We start from the raw sequence: 23613 nt of genomic DNA, 5'->3' as shown, positions 1-23613 counted from the left end.
GTTGTGGGCTAATGCTGTGGCCGAGTCTAACCGCAGCCCCGGCCAAGGTGATCGTCCGTTGAGACTATTGCTGACGGGCGTTCAATCCGGGAATTTCAGCCGTACCCGGGCACCGGTCGGACGGCTCTGGCACGCCAGCGTCCAGCCTTCGGACAGTTCTTTGGGGCTGAGCACATCGTTGCGCGCCAGCTGGATTTCACCCTCCTGGACCACGCACATGCAGGCCCCGCAAAAACCTTCTTCGCAGGAAGAGGGCACGTCCAGACCGGCGGCCTTGCAACTTTGCAGCAGGGTGTCGCCGGGGCGGCAGGCAATCTCGTGTTGCTGGCCGTCGAGCTCGACCAGCAGCGCCTCGCACTGCGATCCGAGGGCAGCGGCCCGGGCCAGGGTTTCTTCCGCCAGCAGTTCGTCGGGATCCGGTGGCGAGATGAAACGCTCGACATGGATGCGTTCGGCGTTTTCGCCCAATCCCAGCAGCGTGCGTTCCACGGTGTCCATGAACGGACCCGGCCCGCAGATGAAATATTCACCACCCGCCGTGCCGCGCAGCAGATGACGGACTTGATGGTCAGTCAGGAAGCCCTGCACTGAGTCGAGGACGTGCACCACGTGCAGTCGATCAGGATGCGCCTTGATCAACTGACACAGCTCGTCCTTGAAAATCACTGAGGCTTCATCGCGGTTGGCGTAGATCAACCTGATCGGTCGCCGGCTGTTGTGCAACGTCGATTTCAGAATGGAAAACACCGGGGTGATGCCCGATCCGCCGCCGAACAGCACCAATGGCCGGGTGTCGTTATCCGACGGTTGTTCACCCAGACAAAAATGCCCGGCCGGTGGCAGTACCTCCAACCAGTCACCGACCTGCACCTCGTTCATCCAGTTCGAGACTCGACCGCCCTCGACCCGTTTCACCGTGACCTTGGGTTGCGTATCCACCAGCGGCGAGCTGGCCATGGAGTAGCAGCGGGTCAACAGTTTGCCGGCACAGGGCACGCGAAAACTCAGGAACTGGCCCGGTTTGTAGCGAAAGCGTTCACGCAGGTGCGGTGGTATTTCAAGCACCAGTGAGCGCGCGTCTGCGGTCTCGTCGATCACCGCGCACACTTGCAATGAGTAGCTTCCCGTCATCTGTTCAGCCGGTGCCAGGTTCTGTTGCTGCGTGCCCATGTTCACCTCGGCCTCAGAGCCCGCTGATCAGTTGGGCGTTGTCCACGCGAATTTCGGCACCGTTGACGAACCGCGACTCATCCGTGGCGAGGAACAGCACCACATTGGCAATGTCCCGAGGCGCGCACATGCGGTTCATCGGGTCCTGATCGAGGGCTTCCTGAGGGATCGGCTGGCCGCCGGTCAGGGCCTGGGTCATCGGCGTGTTGACGCCGTCCGGGTGCACGCTGTTGCAACGAATGCGGTAGCCCTGTTGTTTGCAGTGCAAGGCAATGGAGCGAGTCATCGCCGCCACCGCGCCCTTGGAAGCCGAGTAGGCACAGAACATCGGCATCGCGCCCAGCGCCGCCACCGACGACATATTGATGATCGAGCCACCGCCGGTTTCTTTCATCGCCTGGATCGCGTATTTGCAGCCCAGGAAGTAACCGTCACCATTAATCTTCTGCACCTTCTGCCACAGCTCCAGCGTGGTGTCTTCGATACTGCCCAAGGCCAGGATCGCGGCGTTGTTGACCAGTACGTCGAGACGCCCGAAATGCTCCAGGGTAGTTTTGATCACGTGTTGCCAGTCGCTTTCGCTGGCGATGTCGTGACGAATGAACAGCGCGTTGCTGCCGATTTCTGCAGCGACCTGGCGGCCGGCTTCTTCGTTGAGATCGGTCAGCACCACGTTGGCGCCTTCATGGGCCAACAGCAGGGCGTCTTCGCGGCCGATGCCGCTGGCGGCGCCGGTGATGATGCAGACTTTGCCTTCTACACGTTGCATTGTTGTTCTCCTGAGCGTGTGGTTTGAAGTGCGACTTGGTCGGCCACGTGGGCGGCGGCCCGGCGACCGGAATAAATGCAGTCGGCCAGCGACAGGCCGGAGACATACAGATTGGAAGCGACCCCGACCGCCGCGCGGCCGGCGCCATACAGGCCACGAATCGGAACGCTGGCATGGTCCAGCACCTGTCCGCTGCGCTCGCAGACTTTCAACCCGCCGAGGGTGATGACCGGGCAGGGGAACAGGCGACTGGCGAATGACAGATCGAGGGCGTACCACGGACCGTGTTGCATGTCGGCGAGCATGGCGGGTGATTTGCCGAAAGCATCGGTGATTTCGCCCCGCGCGGCGCGGCTGTAGGTTTGCACGCTGTGCTGCAGGGCCTCGACGGGCAACCCGCAACGCGTTGCCAGACTCGCCAGGTTGTTGCTGCGTCGGGCGTTGAACAGCAAGTTGAGCAGCACCGGCAGGCGCTGGAATTGCCAGACTTTGCCAGGACCGACCTGGCGTAATGCTTCACGCACCAGCGCCCGATTGAGAATCAGAATCGCGCGGCCGTCCTGCTCTTCGACCATGGCGTGGCCGAGGGTCGCCCCGTAGATTTCTTCGTTGGCATAACGCTGTCCGCGCGCGTTGACGATCAAGCCGCGGGCCCAGGCCAACGGTGGATTGATAAAACGCCAGGCGCTGACTTTGTCCATCCGCGCCACGCTGGCACCGGCGCTTTGGCCGAGGGCGATGCCGCTGCCGTTGCAGCCAGTCGTCCCCAGCGGCAAACCGGCCAGGTACTGCGGCGCATGCTGGCGGACCCAACCGCGATTGAAGATAAACCCGCCGCTGCTCAGTAACACACCGTGTTCGGCACGTATCAGCTGGCGTTCGGCATGGGTCTGTTCGATGCGGCGTAAACGGGCGCGCAATCGGTGGGCCAATGCCGGAGCGTACATATGGAGGGCGCTGGCCCAGCCTGAAAGTCGGGCATGCTGACGGGCGGCACGGCTGCCGGGCGGCAGGTGCCAGGCTTCGACGCCCAGCACTTGATCCTGGGTGTCGAGCACCAGTCGCCGCACTTCGCACTGGCTGCGCAGCCGCGCACCCTGACGCAAGGCGCTGGCCTTGAGCGGGGCGAACAGGCTGGCACCGGACATGCCCGGGCCTTTGGTGCGGTGACCGCGAGGTGCCGGTTTGGCGATGGCGGCATACGCCGGAACGGCTTCGTTGCCGGAGTAATAGAGGTAGTACTGATCGCTCGGGTACGAGGTTTTGTGCGGTGGCACGCTGGATTCGAACGCAACGCCTTGGCGCTCAAGCCAGGCAAGTTGCTCGCAACTCCCTTCGCAGAACTCCCGCAAGGTCTGATTGCTGACGGCCTCGCCGACTTCCTTGCGCAGGTAGTTGAACATGGCTTCGCTGCTGTCGTCGTAGCCGGCCTGGCGCTGATACGGCGTACCGCCACCGGCATATACCACGCCGCCACTGAGCGCGGTGGCGCCACCGCCTTCGAAGCGGTCCAGTGCCAGCACCGCCAATCCGCGACTGGCGGCTTCTATGGCGGCACAGGCGCCGGCACCGCCGAAACCGACCACCAACAAGTCGCAGCGGTCATCCCATTTCAACTGGTCGGCGCTGCTGACTCGCAATGCCGTCAACCCGTTCAGGCTGTCCATTTTCAGGCCTCAGCCGGCGACAGCGAAGGCGGTTGAGGGTTTGGCGGTGGTCGTATAGCTGCCGTCGAGGTAGACCAGCGGGGTGATTGAGGCGCTGGTGTGGATCTGCAGGATGCGGCCGATGAAGACGGTGTGGGTGCCGTAGCTGAAGTGGCCGTCCTGGCGGCAGAGGATTGCCGATTGGGCATCTCCCAGGTAGGGAATGCCGCCGGCACTGGTTAGCCAGTTGCCTCGGTCGAATCGTGCTTCGCCTTTGATTGCGCCGCTGCACAGGTGTGCCAGGTCTTGTTGTTCGACGCCGAGGATGTTGACGCAGAAGTCTGCACCGGTCGCCAGTGCGGCATGAGGAGAGGCGGTTTTGTTGATGCAGATGAGTAGTGATGGTGGTTCGGTGCTGAGGGAGTCGACTGCCGTGGCGGCCATGGCGAAGCGCTCGGAGCCGTTGCTGGTGCTGATTATGGTGACTGACTTGGCCAGGCGGCGCATGGCCTGGAGCATGTCGGCTTTCAGATTGACGTTGTTCATCGCACTCGCCCTTTGAGTTGTGCATGGAGTGCGGTGGATTCTTGCTCTGGCTTTCATCTGTTACATCGTCTGAGGGGACTAGGCCTTGGCGGCCTTTGGGCCGACCAGGCTTTTGTTGATCGTGTACATATCCATTCCTTTGGTTATGGCGGATTACGGTTTCGCCCTTACGGCGACTCACTTTTTTTCAAACGCCAAAAAAAGTAAGCAAAAAAAGGCTCGCCCCGAGCGTCCGGCCCCTCGCCTGGGCTCGGCGTTCCTTCGTTCCGGTATCCATCCGGGGACACTGCTCGCAGGTTGGCTTCGCGAAGACCTACATGCAGCGTGCTCGACTGCGTCGAACGGCGCTGCGCGCCACTCCCCGGATGCACACCTCCACTCAGCCTCCCGAAGGGGCGGGTGGATCAACATCAAGAGCTGCAGGCGAGCTAACGCTCGGCCTGATGAGTGGTGAAGGGCGGAGGGGTGTACGTCGATCTGCTTTTTGTGGGAGGGAGCCTACTCGCGATGGCGGCCTGCCAGTCGACCAATCTCTTGCAGGTGTACACGATTCGAATGTGGGAGCGAGCCTACTCGCGATGGCGGCCTGCCAGTCGACCAATCTCTTGCAGGTGTACACGATTCGAATGTGGGAGCGAGCCTGCTCGCGAAGGCGGCCTGCCACCCGACCAATCTCGCACAGATGTACCCATTCAATTGTGGGAGCTGCGGTGCGGCGATCCGACTTGCCTGCGAAGGCGGCCTGTCACCCAACCAATCTCTCACGGCTGTACGAAGTCCCCCCGCAGGCTGCGATCTGCTGCTCTTCGTGTTCACCCTTCGCTTTTCTTCTAACACCACATGGTCCGTTTGAGGGATGCCCGCCGCCGCAGGCATTGTTTGAATGCCGTTGTGGAGGCGAGCACTACCGGTGCTGCATCCGCCCCGCTGCACGCGCGCCCCGGCGGATGGGGTGAACAGAGGAGAACAATAAAAATGCTCAATCAAGACCTGATTCGCCAGCGTCTGAGCCAACGTGCCCGCGAGCTGGTACCGATCCTGCGTGAACGTGCCCAGAACGCCGCGCAAGCCGGCCAGTTGCCTGAAGAGACCCTGAAGGATTTCCATGACGCCGGGTTCTTTCGCATCCTTCAGCCGTCGCGTTGGGAAGGTTATGAACTGGAGCCCAAAGACTTTTTTGACGTGCAGATGACCCTCGCCGAAGGGTGCATGTCCTCGGCCTGGGTGCTCGGGGTGGTGGCGATCCATAACTGGCAACTCGCACTGTTCGATGACCGTGCCGCGCAGGATGTTTGGGGCGCGGACTCCAGTGTGCTGATTTCTTCTTCCTATATGCCGGTGGGCAAGGTCGAGCGGGTCGAAGGTGGTTTCAAGCTGAGCGGGCGTTGGGGGTTTTCTTCCGGCAGCAAGCATTGCGACTGGGTGTTCCTTGGTGCGCTGGTGCCATCGGAAGAAGCGGGTGGGGCGCCGGATTACCGGACATTCCTGCTGCCGCGCAGTGACTATCAGATTCTCGATAACTGGAATGTCATGGGCCTGGAAGCCACCGGTTCTCACGACATTCTGGTGGAAAACGCCTTTGTTCCTGAGTACCGCACACATCGGGCCTTCGACGGTTTCATGCAGGACAGTCCAGGTAATGCGGTCAACACCGCGCCGCTGTTTCGCCTGCCTTTCGGGCAGATTTTTGTGCGCTCGGTGTCGTCTTCGGCCATCGGTGCGCTGCAAGGCGCGGTCGATCAGTTTGTGGAACACAACCGTGCGCGGGTCGGGGTCAACGACGGTCGCAAAATGGTTCAGGATCCGGCCGCGCAATCCGCACTTGCCAATGCCATGGTCTGTGTCGACGAATGCAAGACCGTGCTGCTGCGCAACTTCGCCCTGATGCTGCAGCGGGCGCAAAGCGCAGAGCCGTTGAGCATGCCGGAGCGGGTGAAGATGCGTTACGACTCGGCGCTGGTGGCCGACAAATGCGCCAAAGCCGTCGCCGACCTGATGTTCAACAGCGGCGCCTCGACCATCTTCCGCAGCCATGCCATCAACCGGGCGTTCCGCGACATTCACACCGGCCGCGCCCACGTTGCCAACAGCCCGGCGAAGTACGCCTGGAACCTCGGCGGCGTCAGCATGGGCCAGGACAGTAACGACTTTTTCCTCTGACTTTTTCTATGAATGAGCTAGTCCGTTTGCGTGATTCGAGCGCCGCTTTGATGCCCGAGCATGGGCGTAAGGCGTAGGTCTCAGGCGCCGACTGCGCATCCAATAAACACAAGGATTAACCATGAAATTTTCACTGATTTACGAAGCCCAGACGGTGGACTCCAGCCGCGAAGGCGACCGCCGGATTTTCGAAGACACTGTCGAGCAGGCCGTTCTGGCCGACAAGCTTGGCTTCGACACCTTCTGGTGCGTCGAACATACGGCGCTGAGCAACTACTCGCACATGTCCGCGCCGGAAACCATGCTGGCTTTCGTTGCCGGTAAAACCGAACGCATCGGCATCGGTCACGGTGTGGTTTGCCTGCCACCGGCGATGAACCACCCGGTGAAAGTCGCGGAACGCATAGCGACCCTCGACCTGCTGTCCAAGGGACGGGTGCATTTTGGCGTCGGCAAAGGCGGTACTCAGCAGGAAGCCGGCACCTTTGGCTATGACCTGGCGACCCTACAGCCACAGATCGACGAGATGATGTACCTGATCCCGAAAATGTTCGTGCAGGATGAAATCGAACATAACGGCGACTTCGTGCAAATCCCGAAACGACCGATTCACCCAAAGCCCTATCAAGATCCGCACCCGCCGATGTACCTGGCCTGCACCAACACCGAATCGCTAAAAAACGCCGGCGGTCGCGGCATGGGCGCACTGGTGCTGGGCTTTGGTGGCCCGGAAGAGATCGCCAAAAAGGTCGAGGTCTACCACGAGGCGTGGGACAACCGCGACGAGAAGAAACAAGTCGGCTTCCGTCCCAACCGCCACATCGCCGCCCTGTGCCCGGCGATCGTGCTGGAGAACAACGAAGAAGCGCGCCGCATCGGTATTCGTGGCCAGCGTTACTTCATGGAATCGCTGGGCTACTGGTACGGCGGTGGCGAGCGTCCGGACCCGGAGAAGTGGAAGGACGACACCTTCGTCGATGGCACCGGCCAGAGCGTGATCAAATCGCGCTTCGCCTCGGAAGAAGTCAGCGTCGATTTCTCCGACCCGACCATGGCCATGATGAACCCCAACCACGCTTACGGCGCGGTCGATGACTGCATCGGTTACGTGCAGCGGCTGATCGACGCCGGCGCTGATGAGATTCTGTTCATCTGCCAGATGGGCACTGTGCCGCAGTGGGCGCAGCTGGAGACGTTGCGCAATATTGGCGAGAAAGTGATCCCGCATTTCCGTAAAGGTTAAGACCCGACACGATCGTTCCCTGTGGGGGCGAGCCTGCTCGCGAAGGCGGTGTGACAGTCAACTCAGATGTTGGCTGTCATGCCCTCTTCGCGAGCAGGCTCGCTCCCACAGTTTTTATGCGCTCACCCCATCATCTCCGCTAGTCCCATTGGACGATGTTGCCCCCGCGCAAACCCGTTTGAATAGCCCTACATAAAGTCTCCCCCGGCCGCTGCCGAGGGTTGGCTCGGCCTGACAAAAACGAGGAATGCATCCATGGATATCCGTGGTCTGGGTTACGTCACCCTGTTATCCAGCGACCTGGCGCAATGGCGTCAGTACGCAAGCCAGGTGCTGGGCATGATGGTCACCGGCAACGATGACGATGAGCGCCTGTACCTGAAAATGGACGAACGCCATTACCGCATTCTGGTGCAGAAAAGTACTGAGAACGGCTTCGGCGCCTGCGGTTGGGAAGTGCCGGGCAAAGCGGCACTCGAGCAGGCTGTCAGTGCGCTGGAACAGGCTGATGTGCAAGTCATTCGTGGCACAGCGGCGGAGGCCGAGGTGCGCAAAGTCCAGGAGCTGGTGCATTTCAGCGACCCGGATGGCAATCGCCACGAGCTGTTCTGGGGGCCGTTGCAGGACTTCGCACGCTTCGTTTCGCCGGTCGGGGTCAAGGGTTTTGTCACCAACGACCTGGGCATGGGCCACGTGGTACTGCCAGCGCCGAGCTTTGAACGTTGTCGGGATTTCTACGAGCAAGTGCTCGGCTTCGGTCTGTCCGACCTGATGAAAGTCCGCTTCACCCCGGACCCCGCCGAGCCGCAAAAACGCATCCATTTTCTGCACTGCAATAACGGCCGTCACCACTCGTTGGCAATTTTCGAATGCCCGATGCCCCATGGCTGCGTGCACATGATGGTCGAGGTCAACGCATTTGATGAAGTGGGCAGGGCGCTGGATCGCGTGCAGGCCAACGGCGTGAAGATGTCCGCGACCTTAGGTCAGCACACCAACGATCAGATGATCTCGTTCTACATCAAGACGCCGTCCGGGTTTGATCTGGAATACGGCTGCGATGGCCTGGTGGTCGACTGGGACCGCCACACACCGTTCGAAAGCACCGTGGTCAGCCACTGGGGCCACGATTTCAGCGTCGGTCGCCAATGAGGAAGATGACGATGGACAAGCGAATGACCACGGCCGAGATGGTCGACCAACTGCGTGACGGTATGACCATCGGCATCGGTGGTTGGGGCCCGCGGCGCAAACCCATGGCCCTGGTGCGCGAGATTCTGCGCTCAGACCTCAAGGACCTCACAGTGGTTGCCTACGGTGGTGCCGATGTCGGCATGCTCTGCGCGGCCGGCAAGATCAAGAAACTGATATTCGCCTTCGTTTCCCTGGATTTCATTCCACTGGAACCGTACTTCCGCAAGGCGCGCCAGGAAGCAGCGCTGCAGGTGATGGAAATCGACGAAGGCATGCTGCTGCTCGGTCTGCGGGCAGCCGCGATGAAGGTGCCGTTTATTCCGACAGCGGTGGGCCTGGGCACCGATGTGCTGCGCCACAACAGGCAGATCAAGTTGATCGCTTCGCCCTATGCCGATGGCAAGGACTGGGTCGCTATGCCGGCGCTCAAACTCGATGCGGCGCTGATTCACGTCGACCGTGCCGATGTACGCGGGGTGTGCCAGATCAGCGGTCCCGATCACTACATGGACGACTTGTTCGTACGTGCCGCGACTCACAGCTACGTGACCTGCGATGAACTGGTCGACAGCGAGTTTTTCCACGCCGATGCCGAGCAAGCGCATCTGGTGTTCTGGGAACGCAACCTGACCACGGCGGTGGCCCACGTGCCGGGCGGCGCGCATCCGTCTTCCTGCGCGCCGCTTTACGGTTTCGACGTGGCGCACTTAAAGGCTTACAACGCCTCGGCCCAGGTTGCCGACGGCTGGCAGGACTACGTCCGGGATTACGTCGGCTGCAGTCACGAACAGTACCTGGACAAGGTCGGCGGCCTGGCTGCCATCCGCCAACTGCCGTTGCCGATTTTCTAAGGGAGCCATCCGATGAGCACGACCACTTACAGCCTCGCTGAACTGATGATCTGCGCGGCCTCCGAAGCCTGGCGCGAGGACGGCGAAGTGTTGGCCAGCGGCATCGGCGTGATCCCGCGCCTGGCCGCTTCATTGAGCATGCTCAGCAGCAATCCGCAGCTGCTGATGACCGATTCTGAAGCCTACATGGTCGCTGAACCGGTGCCTTTGGGCTCGCGTAACGGCTATCAACCCAAGCGTGACAGCTGGATGGGGTTCTCGCGAATTTTCGACAACGTCTGGGGCGGCAAGCGCCATGCGCTGGTGGGCCCGACCCAGATCGACCGTTTCGGCCAGGCCAACATTTCGTGCATAGGCGACTACGCCAAACCCAAGGCGCAGATGCTCGGCGTGCGCGGCTTTCCCGGCAACTCGATCAGCCACGCCAATTCCTTTTGCGTGCCCAGCCACAACCGTCGGGTGTTCGTCGAGGGCGAGGTCGATATGGTCGCCTCGGTCGGCTACAACCCTGCCCGCCTGGCGCGGGGCTGGTCGCTGGACGAGATCGATATCCGCCTGATTATCACCGACCTCTGCGTACTGGATTTTGAGGGGCCGCAACGGCAGATGCGGATTCGCTCGCTGCACCCCGGCGTGACTGTGGCCCAAGTCCAGGACAACACCGGATTTGAGTTGCACGTCCCCGATGATTGCCCGGTAACGGCAGCCCCGACGGTCGAGCAATTGCAGCTGATCCAGCGCCTGGACCCGCACAACCTGCGCGCCACCCAGCTCAAAGACAACCCGCCAGGCCAACGCTGAGCGCCACCCGTTTCGGAGAAAAGTGATGGCTGAACATAACGACAAGAACGAGGCCGAAGTGGTGCTCTACGAGGTGCGCGGTACGGTGGCACTGGTCACCATGAGCCGTCCCGAGTACCACAACGCGCAGAACTCGCAGATGACCTACGCGCTGGACGCGGCGTTTCGCCGGGCCTGTGATGACGATGAGGTGAAAGTCATCGTGCTGCGGGGTGCCGGCAAGCATTTTTCCGCCGGGCATGACATCGGCACGCCGGGTCGCGACGTCGATCAGACGTTCGATCGCGCGAGCCTGTGGTACGACCATGTGAACAAACCGGGTGGCGAATTTCTTTATGCCCGGGAGCAGGAAGTCTATCTGGGGATGTGCCGGCGCTGGCGCGAAATGCCCAAGCCGACCATCGCCATGGTCCAGGGCGCGTGCATCGCGGGCGGGCTGATGCTGGCCTGGGTCTGCGACTTGATCGTCGCCAGCGAGGACGCCTACTTCGCTGATCCGGTGGTGCGGATGGGCATTCCCGGGGTCGAGTATTTCGCCCATGTGCATGAGCTGAACCCGCGCATTGCCAAGGAGTTTCTGTTCCTCGGCGAGCGCATGCCGGCGGCGCGTGCCTATCAGATGGGTATGCTCAATCGGGTAGTGCCGCGTGACGCGCTGGAACAGGAAACCCTCGACATCGCCGGGCGCATCGCGCAGATGCCGCGCCTCGGGCTGCAACTGAGCAAGCAAGCGGTGAACAACGCCGAAGACCTGATGGGCAAGCGCGCGACCATGGACATGGTGTTCGGTCTGCATCACTTCGCCCACGTCCACAATGAGCTGGTGTCCGGCGACCGACTCGGCGGTTACGACGCCAGGGCTATGGCCAGCTCTCAACGCAAGCCGCAACGCACATCGGGTGGGGCGTGAGCATGGCGGTCTCTTTGAATACCCGTTTGACTGAACTGCTCGGCTGCCGCTATCCGATCATCCAGACAGCGATGGGCTGGGTCGCCGACCCGAAACTGGTGGCGGCCACGGGCAATGCCGGCGGCTTCGGTTTTCTCGCCGGAGCCACCATCGAGCCGCAACGGATGGAGGCGGCGATCCTCGAAACCAGGCGGCTGACTGATCAGCCGTTCGGGATCAATTTTCATATGTACCAGGCCAACGCCGCAGAGATCGTCGAGTTGGTCCTGCGCCACAACGTCCGGGCCGTCAGCTACAGCCGTTCGCCCGGCAAGCAGATGATCAGCCGTCTAAAGGACGCCGGGGTGGTGTGTATTCCCACAGTCGGTGCGCTCAAGCACGCACAAAAAGCCGTGGAAATGGGTGCCGACGCGGTGACCGTACAAGGCGGCGAGGGCGGCGGACACACCGGTGTGGTGCCGACTTCGTTGCTGCTCGATCAAGTCGTCAATGCGGTCTCGGTGCCGGTGGTGGCGGCTGGAGGTTTCAAGGATGGCAAGGGGCTGGTCTCGGCCCTGGCCTACGGCGCGGAAGGCATCGCCATGGGCACACGTTTTCTGATGTGCAGCGATAGCCCGGTGCCGTCGGCCACCTTGGCACGATATCTGGCGGTCAACGACCCGGCGGCGATCATCATTAGCCGCGCCATCGACGGCATGCCGCAACGGATGATTCGCAACGAATTGCTCAACCAGCTGGAAGCCAGCGGCGGTCTCAAGCGCTGGTTACTGGCGTTCCAGAGTGGCCTGGCGTACCGCCGCCACAGCGGCATGAACCTGATGCAACTGCTGACCAGCGCGTTGCGGATGCGCGGCAGCGGTGAGCTGACGGCTGCACAAAGCATCATGGCCGCCAACGCGCCGATGGTGATCCAGAAAGCCATGGTTGACGGGCTACCGGCCGAAGGCGTGTTGCCCGCCGGCCAGATCGCCGCGTCCATCGACAGCTTGCCCAGTTGCACCCAATTGATTGAACAGATCGTCCGCGACGCCGAAGCGCGTCTGGGCGAACTGTGCCGACGTGTGTCGTGAAGGGGAAAGGCATGAAACCATTTAGCGTCAGCATCGATAGCGGCATCGCCGAACTGGTGTTCAACCAGCCACCGGTCAATGCCTTCAACTGCCAGGGCTGGGCCGATATCGCCAGCGAGATCGAAGGCCTCGGTCGCGACAGCAATGTGCGGGTGATCGTGATTCGCGCCGAAGGCCGCGGCTTCTGTGCCGGGGTCGACATCAAGGAACTGGCCGCCGACGGCAACCTGATCGTGGCGGTGAACAAAGGCAACTACGACAGCTTCAAGGCCATCCACCGCAACCCGAAGCCAGTGATCGTTGCCGTGCACGGTTTTGTGCTGGGCGGCGGCATCGGCCTCTGTGGCGCCGCCGACATTCTGGTGGCGTCCGAATGTGCCACCTTCGGCGTGCCCGAGGTGGATCGAGGTGCGATGGGCGGCGGCGCGCATTTGCAGCGGCTGTTCCCGGTGCAGAAGGTGCGGCACATGTACTTCACCGGCGAGATGATCGACGCCGCCGAGGCCTGGCGCCTGGGGGCGGTGGAGCGTGTGGTGAAACGCGAGGACTTGCGTGAAGCCGCATTGCAGATCGCCCGCAGCATCGCTGCCAAGAGCCCGGCCATGATCAGCCTGGCCAAGGAAGCGTTGAGCGGCATCGAAGACGGCAATCTGGAAGACAAATATCGCTGGGAGCAGGGCTTCACGCTTGAAGCCTATCGCTCACTGGACTCTCAGGAAGCACGCGACTCGTTCGTCGAGAAACGCGATGCCCGATTCAACGGCTAAGGGCACTCTCATGGACCTGACATACACCCCGGCCCAGCAGGCCTTTCGCGCCGAGGCGCGGACCTGGCTGGCGGCCAATGTACCGCGTGAACCGCTGCAATCATTCGACACCGAGCAAGGCTTTGCCGAGCACCGTGCCTGGGAAAACCGGCTTAACGACGGTCGCTGGGGCATGGTCACCTGGCCGACCGAACTCGGCGGGCGCGGCTGCGATTTGATCGAGTGGCTGATTTTTGAGGAAGAATATTACCGCTCTGGCGCGCCTGCGCGGGTCAACCAGAATGGCATCTTCCTGCTCGGCCCGACGCTGATGGAATACGGCAGCGAAGCACAGAAAGCGCGCTTTTTGCCACGCATGGCCTCCGGTGATCATATCTGGGCTCAAGCATGGTCCGAGCCGGGCGCCGGTTCTGACATGGCGGCGATTCGTTCGAAAGCGGAACGAGTGGGCGATCACTACGTGATCAACGGCCAGAAAACCTGGTCGACCCGCGCCGTGTGGGCCGATTGGATATTCGGAATTTTCCGCACCGATCCGCACTCGCAACGCCATCAAGGCCTGACGTTTATCCTGCTGCCGCTCGACAGTCCGGGAATCACCGTACGGCCGATTCCGCAGCTCAATGGCTTGCCGGGCTTCGCCGAAATCTTCTTCGATGACGTCAAGGTGCCGGTAGAAAATGCCTTGGGCGGCGAGGGGATGGGTTGGCATGTGGCGATGTCCACCGCCGGTTTCGAGCGCGGTTTGCTGCTGCGCTCGCCCGCACGTTTTCAGGAAACCGCGCGGCGGCTGGTGCAGCTGTATCAGGCTAACCGCGAGCAGGCCGACCGCGATCCGGCCATCGGCGAAGCGGTCATGCGCGCCTGGCTGGACGCCGAGGCCTACACCCTGAGTACCTACATGACCGCCTCGCAACTGGTGCAGGGTGGCAAGATCGGGCCGGAGTCCTCGACCAATAAAATCTTCTGGTCAGAGCTCGATCAGCGCATGCACGACACCGCCATGAGCATTCTCGGCTTGCGCGGCGAGTTGCTGCCCGACGCGCCCGCTGCCGGCGACGTCGGCCATTGGCTGGAAGGTTTCCTGTTTGCCCAGGCCGGGCCGATCTACGCCGGCACCAACGAGATCCAGCGCAACATCATTGCCGAACGCATGCTCGGCATGCCGCGTGCCTGAGGAATAGACCATGGACTTTAGTTTCAGCCGCGACCAATTGCTGTTTCAGGACAACGTCAGAAGCTTTCTGATCAACGAAGTCACTCCGGAGCGTATTCGCGAACTGTGGCTCAGTGACAGCGGGCGCAGCGATCAGCTTTGGGCTCAATTGGTGGAGTTGGGCCTGACGGCACTGACCGTGCCCGAGGCGCATGGCGGGATGGGCATGAACGAACTCGACTTCATTCTGCTCGCCCAGGAATGTGGTTATGCCGGTCTGCCCGAGCCGCTGGTGGAGACGATGCTGATCGGCGTGCCGATGCTCGCTGCGCTGGATGAGCGCCACGCCGCACTCAAACACCACTGGCTGGCGCGCGTCGCTGAAGGTCGCGCACGGTTGGCGATTGCCGAGCCGGGCAATCCGTTGGTTAGCGACGCTCATGTTGCCGATTTGCTGTTGCTGGCTCATGGCGATGAGGTGCATGCGGTCGAACCTGGCGCGGTGCGCCTGACTCGCAATGTGTCGGTCGATCCCAGTCGCCAGTTGTTTCAGGTGGACTGGACGCCGACGTCCGCTACCTGTGTGGCCTCCGGCGAACAGGGTCAGCGCTTGTGGGCCGCCGCGTTCAATCGTGGCTCCTTGGGCTGCGCCGCGCAGTTGCTGGGGTTGGCCAAACGCATGGTCGATCTCGCGGTGGATTACACCTTTGAACGCAAGCAGTTCGGCAAACCGGTCGGTTCGTTCCAGGCTGTGAAGCATTTGATGGCCAATGTCGCGGTGCAGATCGAGTTCGCCAAAGGGCCGCTGTATCGCGCAGCGTATGCGGTTGCCGAGCAACAACCGGGGCAGGACGTGCTGGTGTCCCACGCCAAGCTGGCGACGGCGGAAGCGGCCATGCTCGCCGCGAAAAACACCATTCAGGCTCACGGTGCCATGGGTTACACCTGGGAAGTCGACCTGCATTTGTTCATGAAACGCGCCTGGGCGCTGGACAAGGTGTGGAGGGATCGTGGCCGGCACAAGGGGCGGATCCGCGCGTCTTTGTTCGACGGCAATCCAGCACTGGGTGTTGGCAACACTTTCTGACGGCGACTGTGACTAATGCGAGTCAGTTCAGGTGAAAAGATACGGTGGGAGCAAGCTTGCTCCGGGCGGCGTTCCGATGGCGGACACGCAGGCAATACAGATGTTGAGTGTGCGATTGTCATCGCGAGCAAGCCCGCTCCCACAGGTTTTCGGCATCCTTACTGACTGGCATTGGCGAATGCGCCCGACATCAATTCACTGCGAGGTACACCATGCCTGAAGCCTATATTGTCGACGCCCTGCGCACGCCCACCGGTCGGCGCAAGGGTGGTTTGAGCCAGATTCACGCGGCCGATCTTGGCGCTCACGTCCTGCGCGCATTGGTCCAGCGCAACGACATTCCCGATGACGATTACGACGACGTGATCTTCGGCTGTGTCGACACCATCGGCCCCCTGGCCGGGGACATTGCTCGCACCAGTTGGCTGGCCGCCGGTTTGTCGCAATCGGTGCCCGGCACCACCATCGATCGTCAGTGCGGTTCATCCCAGCAAGCGGTGCACTTTGCCGCGCAGGCAGTCATGAGCGGCACCCAGGACGTGGTCGTCGCCGGCGGCGTGCAAACCATGACCCAGATTCCGATTTCCTCGGCAATGATCGCCGCCGAACCGCTGGGCTTCAGCGACCCGTTCAGCGGCTCCGAGGGTTGGGTCCGGCGCTACGGCGCGCAACCGCCGACGCAGTTCCGTTCGGCGCAGATGATTGCCGAGAAGTGGGGACTGTCCCGGGCGCAGTTGGAAGCCTATTCACTGGAATCCCATCAGCGAGCGTTGCGGGCCATCGAACAAGGGCGGTTCAACCGCGAGATCGTGCCGCTGGCCGGCGTGGTGCACGACGAAACCCCGCGTCAGACCAGTCTGGCGAAAATGGCCGAATTGGAATTCTTGTTTGGCTGTGATCGGGTGACGGCGGCGGTGTCCAGCCAGACCTGCGATGCGGCCAGCGCGATGCTGATCGTTTCCGAAACCGCTCTCAAGCGTTACGGGCTGACGCCACGTGCGCGCATCCATCACCTGAGCGTGCGCGCAGAAGACCCGATCTGGATGCTCTCCGCACCGATCCCGGCCACCGCTTACGCACTCAAGCGCGCCGGGATGAAGCTTGAAGACATTGACCGGGTGGAAATCAACGAGGCCTTCGCCTCGGTGGCGATGGCCTGGCTCAAGGAGACGGGCTATCCCCATGAGCAAACCAACGTCAATGGCGGCGCGATAGCCCTCGGCCATCCGTTGGGCGCCACCGGCACCCGATTGATGTGCAGCCTGCTGCATGAACTGGAACGCAGCGGTGGCCGCTTCGGTTTGCAGACCATGTGCGAAGGCGGCGGCCAGGCCAACGTGACGATTATCGAACGTTTGTAAGCTGACCTGATTTCAAGATGCACGCTGATCCCCGTGGGAGCGAGCCTGCTCGCGAAGGGGCCATCAGATTCAACATTAATCGGTAACTGACCCACCGCTTTCGCGAGCAGGCTCGCTCCCACAGGGAGTTAGTCAACTAGCGATGAATGTGAAGGAGTAAAGCATGAAAACCTGTGAAAACCGTGTAGTGATCATCACCGGAGCCGCTGGTGGATTGGGTCGGGCCTACGCGCTGGCCTTCGCCGCCGAGGGCGCGAAAGTAGTGGTCAACGATATCAATCGGGAAGCGGCGCTGGCCGTGGTCGGCGAAATCCTCGGGCAGGGCGGAAGTGCCGTGGCCAATAGCGACGACATCACTCGCTACGACGATGCGGCGCTGATCGTGCGCCAGGCGATTGAAACCTTCGGTGGCCTGAACGTGGTGGTCAATAACGCAGGCATCTGCCGCGACCGCATGTTCGCCAGCCTCACCGAAGCCGATTGGGACGCAGTGGTGGCTGTGCACCTCAAAGGTCATTTCTGTATTGCCAATCACGCCACGCGCTACTGGCGTGAGCAGGCCAAGGGCGGTGCCACGGTGAACGCACGGATCATCAACACCAGCTCCGGCGCCGGTTTACAGGGCTCTATCGGTCAATCCAACTATGCCGCCGCCAAGGCGGGTATTGCGGCGTTGACACTGGTGCAGGCAGCCGAACTGGGTCGCTATGGTATTACCGTCAACGCCCTGGCGCCGGCCGCGCGCACCGGCATGACCGAACAAGTGTTCGCCGAGACCATGAAAAAACCCGCAGCGGGCTTCGACTACTTCGCTCCGGAAAACGTTGCGCCGCTAGTCGTCTGGCTCGGCTCGCCTGCGTCCAGTGCGGTCAACGGACAGATGTTCGAAATCGAGGGCGGGAAGTTGTCGATTGCCGACGGCTGGCGTAAGGGCCCGGAACTGGACAGGCAAGGGCGTTGGGCGGTGGGCGAGGTGGGGGCGGCGGTAGAGCAATTGATGGCCCGGACAGTGCCAGCGGCGAAAGTGTACGGCAGCTGAGGGCGCCGCTCACCGCCGGTACCGTTCAGCTCGTGGTCGACTCAGCCTGCGGTGGATGCGCTGACCAACGCCGATGTATCGACGTCGCGTCCCGCTACAGCTGCCACCATCTCACGCTGCAGGCCGATGTCCGGCCGCGCACGCTGGTCTCCCGAAAACACCCGCCAGACTGTCCTTCACCTGTGAGCTCGGCCCGCCACCCTATGCCATCACGGGTGCCGACGGAGGCGACATCACCGATCGCTGGGCCGAGGCGCTGATGCTTAAGGATTTGATGCGCGAAGTCTGGAACGACTGCCAGGCAGGACCTCGCACGGGTCACTGATTTATCGAGATATCCTATAGCCCCAACCGCTTCTCCATAATTATCGTGCGCTCGGCTCCGTGAAATTCGTCTCGAATTTTTTCGAAGCCGAGCGAAGCGTAAAAACCCTCTGCGGTGATAGATGAAGGGACACGCAATCGTTTGATTTTCCGCCTCGCCGCAACGGACTGGATCATCTCCAGCAGAGCGCTTCCACCGAGCAGACGTTTTACAGGCAGTTCAACCTCAACGTCCTGGGCTTGATTCAGTGCACCCGAGAAGCCGTCTCTGTCTTCAACCCCGAAGGTGGCAGCATCGTCAATATCAGTTCAAGCGTCACTTCGTTCACTCCGGCCAACTCAACGTTCTACACCGCTTCCAAGGGTGCGGTGGACGCCATCACCAAGACATTGGCGAACGAGTTGGGTCCCCAAAATATTCGTGTCAATTCGGTTAATCCAGGACTGGTGGAGACGGAAGGAGTGCATGCGAGTGGCTTCTTCGAGGACGCTTTTCGCCAACAGATTGAGGCTATTACGCCGCTGGGCCGTATCGGAAAACCTGAGGACATCGCGCCAGCTGTAGCTTTCCTGGCGTCGGGCGATGCCGGCTGGATCACCGGCGAGATTCTAGTAATTGGTGGCGGACTGCACTAAGCCTGGTCCGATTGTGCGCGCTGGTACTGTCGGGGCGATTGCGACATGACCCGTTTGAACGCCGTGCTGAAGGCACTCTCGGATTCATAGCCCAGGGAAAATGCGATGGTAGATACTGAGTCGCTGGAGTTTTTCAGGGGATCACCGGCCAGTAGCATCCGCCCGCACCTGAGGTACTCCATCAGCACCATGAGATGAGAGATGCCCGTACGGTTCAGCGAGAGGGCGGAAACGCGTGCGTGAAAGAGCAGGGCGATCCGCGCCTGATCAGTGCAGATCACTGCGGCGATACAGACTTATGCCCAGAGCCAACATGGCAAGCATGCCGGCGCAGCTGCGATTGATCCACGTCATCACACGGGCGGAAAAGCTGCGCATAGCATGACGCCCGCCGAATGCGTAGATCGCCATCATCACGCAGTCGATCGCCGCGCTGGTCAGAGCCAGTACCAGGTATTGCTGGGCGACAGGCTCGCCGGGGCGAATGAACTGTGGCAAGAACGCCGAAAAGAATAGCAAACCCTTAGGGTTCGACAGTCCGACCAAAAGGGCTCGCAGGAAGGCGGCGCGACCACTGGCCGTCGTTGTACCAGGCGCGTGCTGCAGCGCTTGCATCGGCGCCCGCCAGAGCACCCAGGCCAGATAAAGAAGATAGAGCGCACCCAACCATTTCACCAAGCTGAACAGTTGCTCAGATGCCTGCAGCAATGCTCCCAGGCCACATCCGACGGCTGCGATTAGGATCAGGTCCGAGAGCGCCGCGCCTGCCATGCCGAACGCCGCCACGCGCATACCGTGCGAAGCACCGTTATTGAGCGCCAGCAATATGGATGGGCCGGGGACCATCATCACCGCGCTGACTGCGACGATGTATAGAAAGAGTGTCGAAATATCCATTGAGCAAACCCTCCAGTTTGGGGCCATATTGCATAGCGCAGAAAAAATCGGCAAGCCCTTGCACGCGCTGAGCTACTGACGCGACGGTGTCATAGGTGTAGAAATCGGCCATGGTGCTATGGGCTGCGGACTAGGTCCTTGCTGCAGGCATCTGAGCAACTGTTCAGCGTGGTGAAATAGGTAAGTGCGCTCTATCTGGCCTGGGTGCTCTGGCGTGTGCCGACCCGCATGCTTTCCGAAGCGGCATTCAAAAAGCTAGCCGCTGGTCGAAAAGCAATACTTCATCCAGGGTGTGGGCTGAAGTGTGTGCTGGAAGGTTTTTCCAAAAGCCAGAAACGACAAAGCCCTGAAAAATCAGGGCTTTGTCGTATAAAGATGGCGGAGGCGATGGGATTCGAACTCATGGACCTGTTACAGTCGACGGTTTTCAAGACCGTTGCCTTAAACCACTCGGCCACACCTCCGTTTGCGTTGCGGGCGCCATAATACCTGAATGAAACACACTGTCAAACTCTCTTCGTAGCTTGTTACAGAGCGTCTGTTATGATCTTTGCGACTGAACGTTTCAAACCAACAGGAGTGTCGCCATGCGCGAACAGGATTACGCAGTTAATAACAGCGTGCAGGCTGAGCAGCTAGAGGTTAGCCGCGTCCTGCGCAACACTTACGGCTTACTCGCACTCACCCTCGCATTCAGCGGCGTGATGGCGTATGTCGCCCAGCAGATGCGTGTCGGCTACCCGAACATTTTCGTGGTGCTGATCGGTTTCTACGGCCTTTTCTTCCTGACCAACAAACTCCGTGATTCCGCCTGGGGCCTGGTGTCGGCATTTGCCCTGACCGGTTTCATGGGTTTCCTGCTCGGCCCGATCCTCAACCGTTACCTGGGCATGCAGGGCGGCGCCGAAGTCGTGAGCTCGGCCTTCGCAATGACCGCGCTGGTGTTCGGCGGCCTGTCGGCCTATGTGCTGATCTCCCGCAAGGACATGAGTTTCCTCAGTGGCTTCATCACTGCGGGTTTCTTCGTGTTGCTGGGTGCGGTGGTTGCCAGCTTCTTCTTCCAGATCAGTGGCTTGCAACTGGCGATCAGCGCAGGTTTCGTGCTGTTCTCCTCGGTCTGCATTCTGTTCCAGACCAGCGCCATCATCCACGGTGGTGAGCGTAACTACATCATGGCGACCATCAGCCTGTATGTATCGATCTACAACCTGTTCATCAGCTTGTTGCAGATATTCGGCATCATGAGCCGCGATGATTGATCGTCGGTGTTGAGTAAAAAACCCGCTTCGGCGGGTTTTTTTACGTCTCCTGTTGGAGCGAGCTTGCTCGCGATGGACTCCAGAGCGACGCGTTTATTCAGACAGCACGCGTTATCGTTGTCGTCCATCGTCGGAACGCCGCCCGGAGCAAGCTCGCTCCTACAGGGATCAGATTGGCCGTCGATCAAAAATCCCGCCGCCCCTCACAACGCCATCGGCGGCAACCGCCGCTTGACCGGCGTCTTCTTGACGATCGCAGTGTTGGTTTCAGCATGGGTATTAAGCCGGTCAAGCAAAGTGTCCAGTTGCTCCATCGACCGCACATGCAACCGGGCAATGAAGCAATCATCCCCAGTGACTTTGTCGCACTCGGTGAACTCGGGGATCGCCTGGATCTGCCGCTCCACCTCCTGCAACTGCCCCGGCAACGGGCGGATGCGGACGATGGCCTGCAGCTGATAGCCGAAGCATCTGGGATCGATCTCGACGGTGTAGCCCTTGAGCACCCCACGTTCCTCTAGGCGGCGCAGGCGCTCGGCGACACTGGGCGAAGAAAGCCCGCTGATATTAGCCAGAGCCTTGAGCGAGCGCCGCGAATCTTCCATCAAGGCCGAGATCAGCACCTGGTCGATGTCATCGGTCATGGCAAAATCCTCGATTAGGCAATTAATCGGAACCGCCTTGATAAAAAAGGCAGAACCCGAGTTTAGCCTTATTTTTGCGCTGGAGAAGTCCCCAGGCGGATTGGCATACTTTGGGCTCACACACAGGAGTCTGATGATGGACAAGACAATACGTCGCGGCTCAGTCGAAATGACCGCCGCCATGCTGATTTCCGGGACCATCGGCTGGTTCGTGCTGGTGTCCGGGCAACCGGTGCTGGACGTGGTGTTCTGGCGCTGCGTGTTCGGCGCCGGCACCTTGCTGCTGATTTGCGCGGCGTTCGGCTTCCTGCGTCCCGGCATCCTGACCCGCACCACCTTCTTGCTGGCCGTGTTCAGCGGCGTGGCGATTGTCGGCAACTGGGTGTTGTTGTTCGCGTCCTACTCCCGCGCCTCGATTGCCATCGGTACCGCGGTGTACAACGTTCAGCCGTTCATGCTGGTGGGGTTGGCGGCGTTATTCCTCAACGAGAAAATCACCCTGCAGAAACTGTTCTGGCTGGGCATCTCGTTTTTGGGGATGCTGGCGATTGTCAGCGCCCATGGCGACCAGGGTGGCAGCGGCAACGATTACCTGGTGGGCATCGCCCTGGCGCTGGGGGCGGCGTTCCTTTACGCGATTGCGGCGCTGATCATCAAGCGCCTGACCGGTACGCCGCCGCACCTGATCGCGCTGATCCAGGTCAGCACCGGCGTGCTGCTGCTCGCGCCGTTCGCGCACTTCTCGGCGCTGCCCCAAGCACCCAGCGCCTTGGCCAGCCTGGTGACCCTGGGCATCGTCCACACCGGCGTGATGTATGTGCTGCTGTACGGCGCGATTCAGAAACTGCCGACGGCACTGACCGGTGCGTTGTCGTTCATCTACCCGATTGCGGCGATCTTCGTCGACTGGTTTGCCTTCGGCCACCGCCTGGAGCCCCTGCAATGGCTGGGTGTTGCCGCGATTCTCCTGGCGGCTGCCGGCATGCAGCAGGGCTGGACCTTGAAATTCCGGCGCACGGTCACGCCCTGAACCGGCGTCAGATGTTCCAGCGCGGCGCGGTCTTGGCCAGGCGCTGGCGCATCTGGCCGATGTTGGCGGCCAACTGGCGGTTCAGCAACCGGTAGCCGTCCAGGGCGTTATAGACCGGGGCATCCAGGCTGGCATCGGTCGGCAGTTCGGCGGGCCGACTGAGGCGCTGGGTAGCCCCGGATTTCAACGCCCGGGCCATGCCGATCAACTGCACCCGAATCAGCCGATGCTCGGCTTTGAGCGTCGATTGCAGATTGGCCATGGCAACGGGGTCGTTGGTATCCGGCCGGGTGTTGCCGAGGATTTCCAGGGTGCTGATACACAGGCGCAGATGGCGCTGGATGGCATCGAGTTCGGTCATGGAAATCCGCACTTCCTTGGACACCGACGGCATCAGCGAGCGCAGTTGCAGCATCACCGTGTTCAGGCGGCCCATGATGTTGTGGTATTCGTCATCGCTGACCGAATGGCCATTGATGATGCGTGCGTGGATCGCCGCGCAGTCGCGCAAGGCATCGGCCAGGTTGTAGCGCCAGGAGTAAACCGCGTACAGCGGCAGGGCGAAGGAAAACGCCAGGGCCAGGGCAATGCCGATCAGGATGTCGACCCCGCGCCACAACCCGTCGGTGACTGGATTGTCGCCGTGGCCGGCGACGATAAACACGGTAATCGCCGACAGCAGCGCGGTGTAACCGCCCTTGCCGATGGCGTGGTACGAAAAGAACCCACACACCACGGCCATCGCGAAATAGGTCAGCCACGGCATTCCGAGCCAGGCCTCCTGCGCCACCAGCGCCAGACCGACACCGGCCCCGATCAAGGTGCCGATGGCGCGCTCGGCGGCCTTTTTGCCGATATTGCCGTGATGCTGCAAGCCGCCGATCACCACCAGCATCGTCACCGACGCCCACTCACCGTGGGGCAGGTTGATGCCGGTGGTCAGCAGGATCGTCGCCAGCAACCCTAGCGACACCCGCACTGCGTGGATCAGCTTGGCGTGGCGATAGCGCCGGTACGGGTCCAGTAACGGACGCAGCAGTCGGCGCAGCAGTG

The 23613-nt window shown here is 61.3% G+C and carries 22 protein-coding genes, 1 tRNA gene and 3 pseudogenes; 16 read left to right on the top strand and 10 right to left on the bottom strand.

Annotated features, from left to right (window positions below; translation table 11 throughout):
* Nucleotides 1-81 precede the first annotated feature (81 nt).
* Genes ACA062_RS18750 through ACA062_RS18735 form a run of 4 tightly spaced genes read right to left on the bottom strand, consistent with a single transcriptional unit; the run spans nt 82 to nt 4131 of the window.
* A complete protein-coding gene (locus ACA062_RS18750) occupies nt 82-1170 on the bottom strand; it encodes a 2Fe-2S iron-sulfur cluster-binding protein (RefSeq protein ID WP_497452436.1) in 1089 nt (362 codons plus the stop codon).
* Nucleotides 1171-1183: 13 nt separating this feature from the next.
* Complete coding sequence (locus tag ACA062_RS18745; RefSeq protein ID WP_497452435.1) at nt 1184-1939, bottom strand: glucose 1-dehydrogenase; 756 nt, start codon at nt 1937-1939, stop codon at nt 1184-1186.
* Nucleotides 1927-3606, bottom strand: a complete 1680-nt coding sequence (locus ACA062_RS18740) for an FAD-binding protein (protein WP_497452434.1) — start codon at nt 3604-3606, stop codon at nt 1927-1929. The genes ACA062_RS18745 and ACA062_RS18740 overlap by 13 nt, the downstream gene beginning before the upstream one ends.
* 9 nt (nt 3607-3615) lie before the next feature.
* A complete protein-coding gene (locus ACA062_RS18735) occupies nt 3616-4131 on the bottom strand; it encodes a flavin reductase family protein (protein ID WP_497452433.1) in 516 nt (171 codons plus the stop codon).
* A 975-nt stretch (nt 4132-5106) separates the two neighbouring features.
* Between ACA062_RS18735 and ACA062_RS18730 the strand changes: the two genes are divergently transcribed.
* From ACA062_RS18730 to ACA062_RS18670, 13 genes and pseudogenes are all read left to right on the top strand, one after another.
* Nucleotides 5107-6291: an acyl-CoA dehydrogenase family protein gene (locus tag ACA062_RS18730; RefSeq protein ID WP_497452432.1), complete on the top strand. Its 1185-nt coding sequence runs from the start codon at nt 5107-5109 to the stop codon at nt 6289-6291.
* Between the two features lie 121 nt (nt 6292-6412).
* Nucleotides 6413-7534 (top strand): LLM class flavin-dependent oxidoreductase, encoded by a 1122-nt coding sequence (locus tag ACA062_RS18725; RefSeq protein ID WP_497452431.1) that lies wholly within the window; start codon nt 6413-6415, stop codon nt 7532-7534.
* Nucleotides 7535-7789: 255 nt separating this feature from the next.
* Nucleotides 7790-8686, top strand: a complete 897-nt coding sequence (locus tag ACA062_RS18720; protein WP_497452430.1) for a VOC family protein — start codon at nt 7790-7792, stop codon at nt 8684-8686.
* Between the two features lie 11 nt (nt 8687-8697).
* Entirely contained in the window at nt 8698-9579 is an 882-nt protein-coding gene (locus tag ACA062_RS18715; protein WP_497452429.1) for a CoA transferase subunit A, read from the top strand.
* Nucleotides 9580-9591: 12 nt separating this feature from the next.
* Nucleotides 9592-10380, top strand: coding sequence for a CoA-transferase subunit beta (locus ACA062_RS18710; RefSeq protein WP_497452428.1), 789 nt, complete (start codon nt 9592-9594; stop codon nt 10378-10380).
* A 25-nt stretch (nt 10381-10405) separates the two neighbouring features.
* Complete coding sequence (locus ACA062_RS18705; protein ID WP_497452427.1) at nt 10406-11290, top strand: enoyl-CoA hydratase; 885 nt, start codon at nt 10406-10408, stop codon at nt 11288-11290.
* Between the two features lie 2 nt (nt 11291-11292).
* Nucleotides 11293-12360 (top strand): NAD(P)H-dependent flavin oxidoreductase, encoded by a 1068-nt coding sequence (locus ACA062_RS18700; RefSeq protein ID WP_497452426.1) that lies wholly within the window; start codon nt 11293-11295, stop codon nt 12358-12360.
* Nucleotides 12361-12371: 11 nt separating this feature from the next.
* Nucleotides 12372-13127 carry an enoyl-CoA hydratase family protein gene (locus ACA062_RS18695; RefSeq protein WP_497452425.1) on the top strand — a complete coding sequence of 252 codons (756 nt, stop codon included), beginning with the start codon at nt 12372-12374 and terminating at the stop codon, nt 13125-13127.
* A gap of 10 nt (nt 13128-13137) precedes the next feature.
* Nucleotides 13138-14304 (top strand): acyl-CoA dehydrogenase family protein, encoded by a 1167-nt coding sequence (locus ACA062_RS18690; protein WP_497452424.1) that lies wholly within the window; start codon nt 13138-13140, stop codon nt 14302-14304.
* Nucleotides 14305-14314: 10 nt separating this feature from the next.
* A complete protein-coding gene (locus ACA062_RS18685; protein ID WP_497452423.1) occupies nt 14315-15370 on the top strand; it encodes an acyl-CoA dehydrogenase family protein in 1056 nt (351 codons plus the stop codon).
* A 212-nt stretch (nt 15371-15582) separates the two neighbouring features.
* Nucleotides 15583-16731 (top strand): acetyl-CoA C-acetyltransferase, encoded by a 1149-nt coding sequence (locus ACA062_RS18680; RefSeq protein WP_497452422.1) that lies wholly within the window; start codon nt 15583-15585, stop codon nt 16729-16731.
* 163 nt (nt 16732-16894) lie between these two features.
* A complete protein-coding gene (locus ACA062_RS18675; protein ID WP_497452421.1) occupies nt 16895-17770 on the top strand; it encodes an SDR family oxidoreductase in 876 nt (291 codons plus the stop codon).
* A 151-nt stretch (nt 17771-17921) separates the two neighbouring features.
* Nucleotides 17922-18095: pseudogene (locus tag ACA062_RS18670) on the top strand (sugar phosphate isomerase/epimerase); the annotation flags it as partial.
* 14 nt (nt 18096-18109) lie between these two features.
* On the opposite strand, the pseudogene ACA062_RS18665 reads toward ACA062_RS18670, so the two are convergent.
* Nucleotides 18110-18289: pseudogene (locus ACA062_RS18665) on the bottom strand (GNAT family N-acetyltransferase); the annotation flags it as partial.
* Between the two features lie 45 nt (nt 18290-18334).
* On the opposite strand from ACA062_RS18665, the gene ACA062_RS18660 reads away from it, so the two are divergent.
* On the top strand, nt 18335-18730 hold the full coding sequence (locus tag ACA062_RS18660; protein WP_497452420.1) for an SDR family NAD(P)-dependent oxidoreductase: 396 nt from the start codon (nt 18335-18337) through the stop codon (nt 18728-18730).
* Here the strand turns inward: ACA062_RS18660 and ACA062_RS18655 are convergent.
* The 3 genes and pseudogenes from ACA062_RS18655 to ACA062_RS18645 form a co-directional block, all read right to left on the bottom strand.
* Nucleotides 18727-18912: pseudogene (locus ACA062_RS18655) on the bottom strand (helix-turn-helix domain-containing protein); the annotation flags it as partial. The gene ACA062_RS18660 and the pseudogene ACA062_RS18655 sit on opposite strands and share 4 nt — an antisense overlap.
* 85 nt (nt 18913-18997) lie before the next feature.
* A complete protein-coding gene (locus ACA062_RS18650) occupies nt 18998-19627 on the bottom strand; it encodes a LysE family translocator (protein WP_497452419.1) in 630 nt (209 codons plus the stop codon).
* A gap of 376 nt (nt 19628-20003) precedes the next feature.
* Nucleotides 20004-20091: transfer RNA gene (locus ACA062_RS18645), tRNA-Ser, on the bottom strand.
* Between the two features lie 123 nt (nt 20092-20214).
* Here ACA062_RS18645 and ACA062_RS18640 point away from each other — a divergent pair.
* Nucleotides 20215-20886 (top strand): Bax inhibitor-1/YccA family protein, encoded by a 672-nt coding sequence (locus tag ACA062_RS18640; RefSeq protein WP_064677351.1) that lies wholly within the window; start codon nt 20215-20217, stop codon nt 20884-20886.
* Nucleotides 20887-21089: 203 nt separating this feature from the next.
* Here the strand turns inward: ACA062_RS18640 and ACA062_RS18635 are convergent, their stop codons facing one another.
* Nucleotides 21090-21530: an Lrp/AsnC family transcriptional regulator gene (locus ACA062_RS18635; protein WP_497452418.1), complete on the bottom strand. Its 441-nt coding sequence runs from the start codon at nt 21528-21530 to the stop codon at nt 21090-21092.
* A gap of 136 nt (nt 21531-21666) precedes the next feature.
* Here ACA062_RS18635 and ACA062_RS18630 point away from each other — a divergent pair, with 136 nt between their 5' ends.
* Nucleotides 21667-22560, top strand: coding sequence for a DMT family transporter (locus ACA062_RS18630; protein WP_497452417.1), 894 nt, complete (start codon nt 21667-21669; stop codon nt 22558-22560).
* Nucleotides 22561-22567: 7 nt separating this feature from the next.
* On the opposite strand, the gene ACA062_RS18625 is transcribed toward ACA062_RS18630, so the two are convergent.
* Nucleotides 22568-23608, bottom strand: a complete 1041-nt coding sequence (locus ACA062_RS18625; RefSeq protein WP_497457454.1) for an FUSC family protein — start codon at nt 23606-23608, stop codon at nt 22568-22570.
* Nucleotides 23609-23613 lie beyond the last annotated feature (5 nt).

The organism is Pseudomonas sp. LBUM1679 (assembly GCF_059695565.1).
The sequence above is the reverse complement of the archived record's forward strand: the minus strand, read 5'-3'. Positions and strand labels throughout refer to the sequence as shown.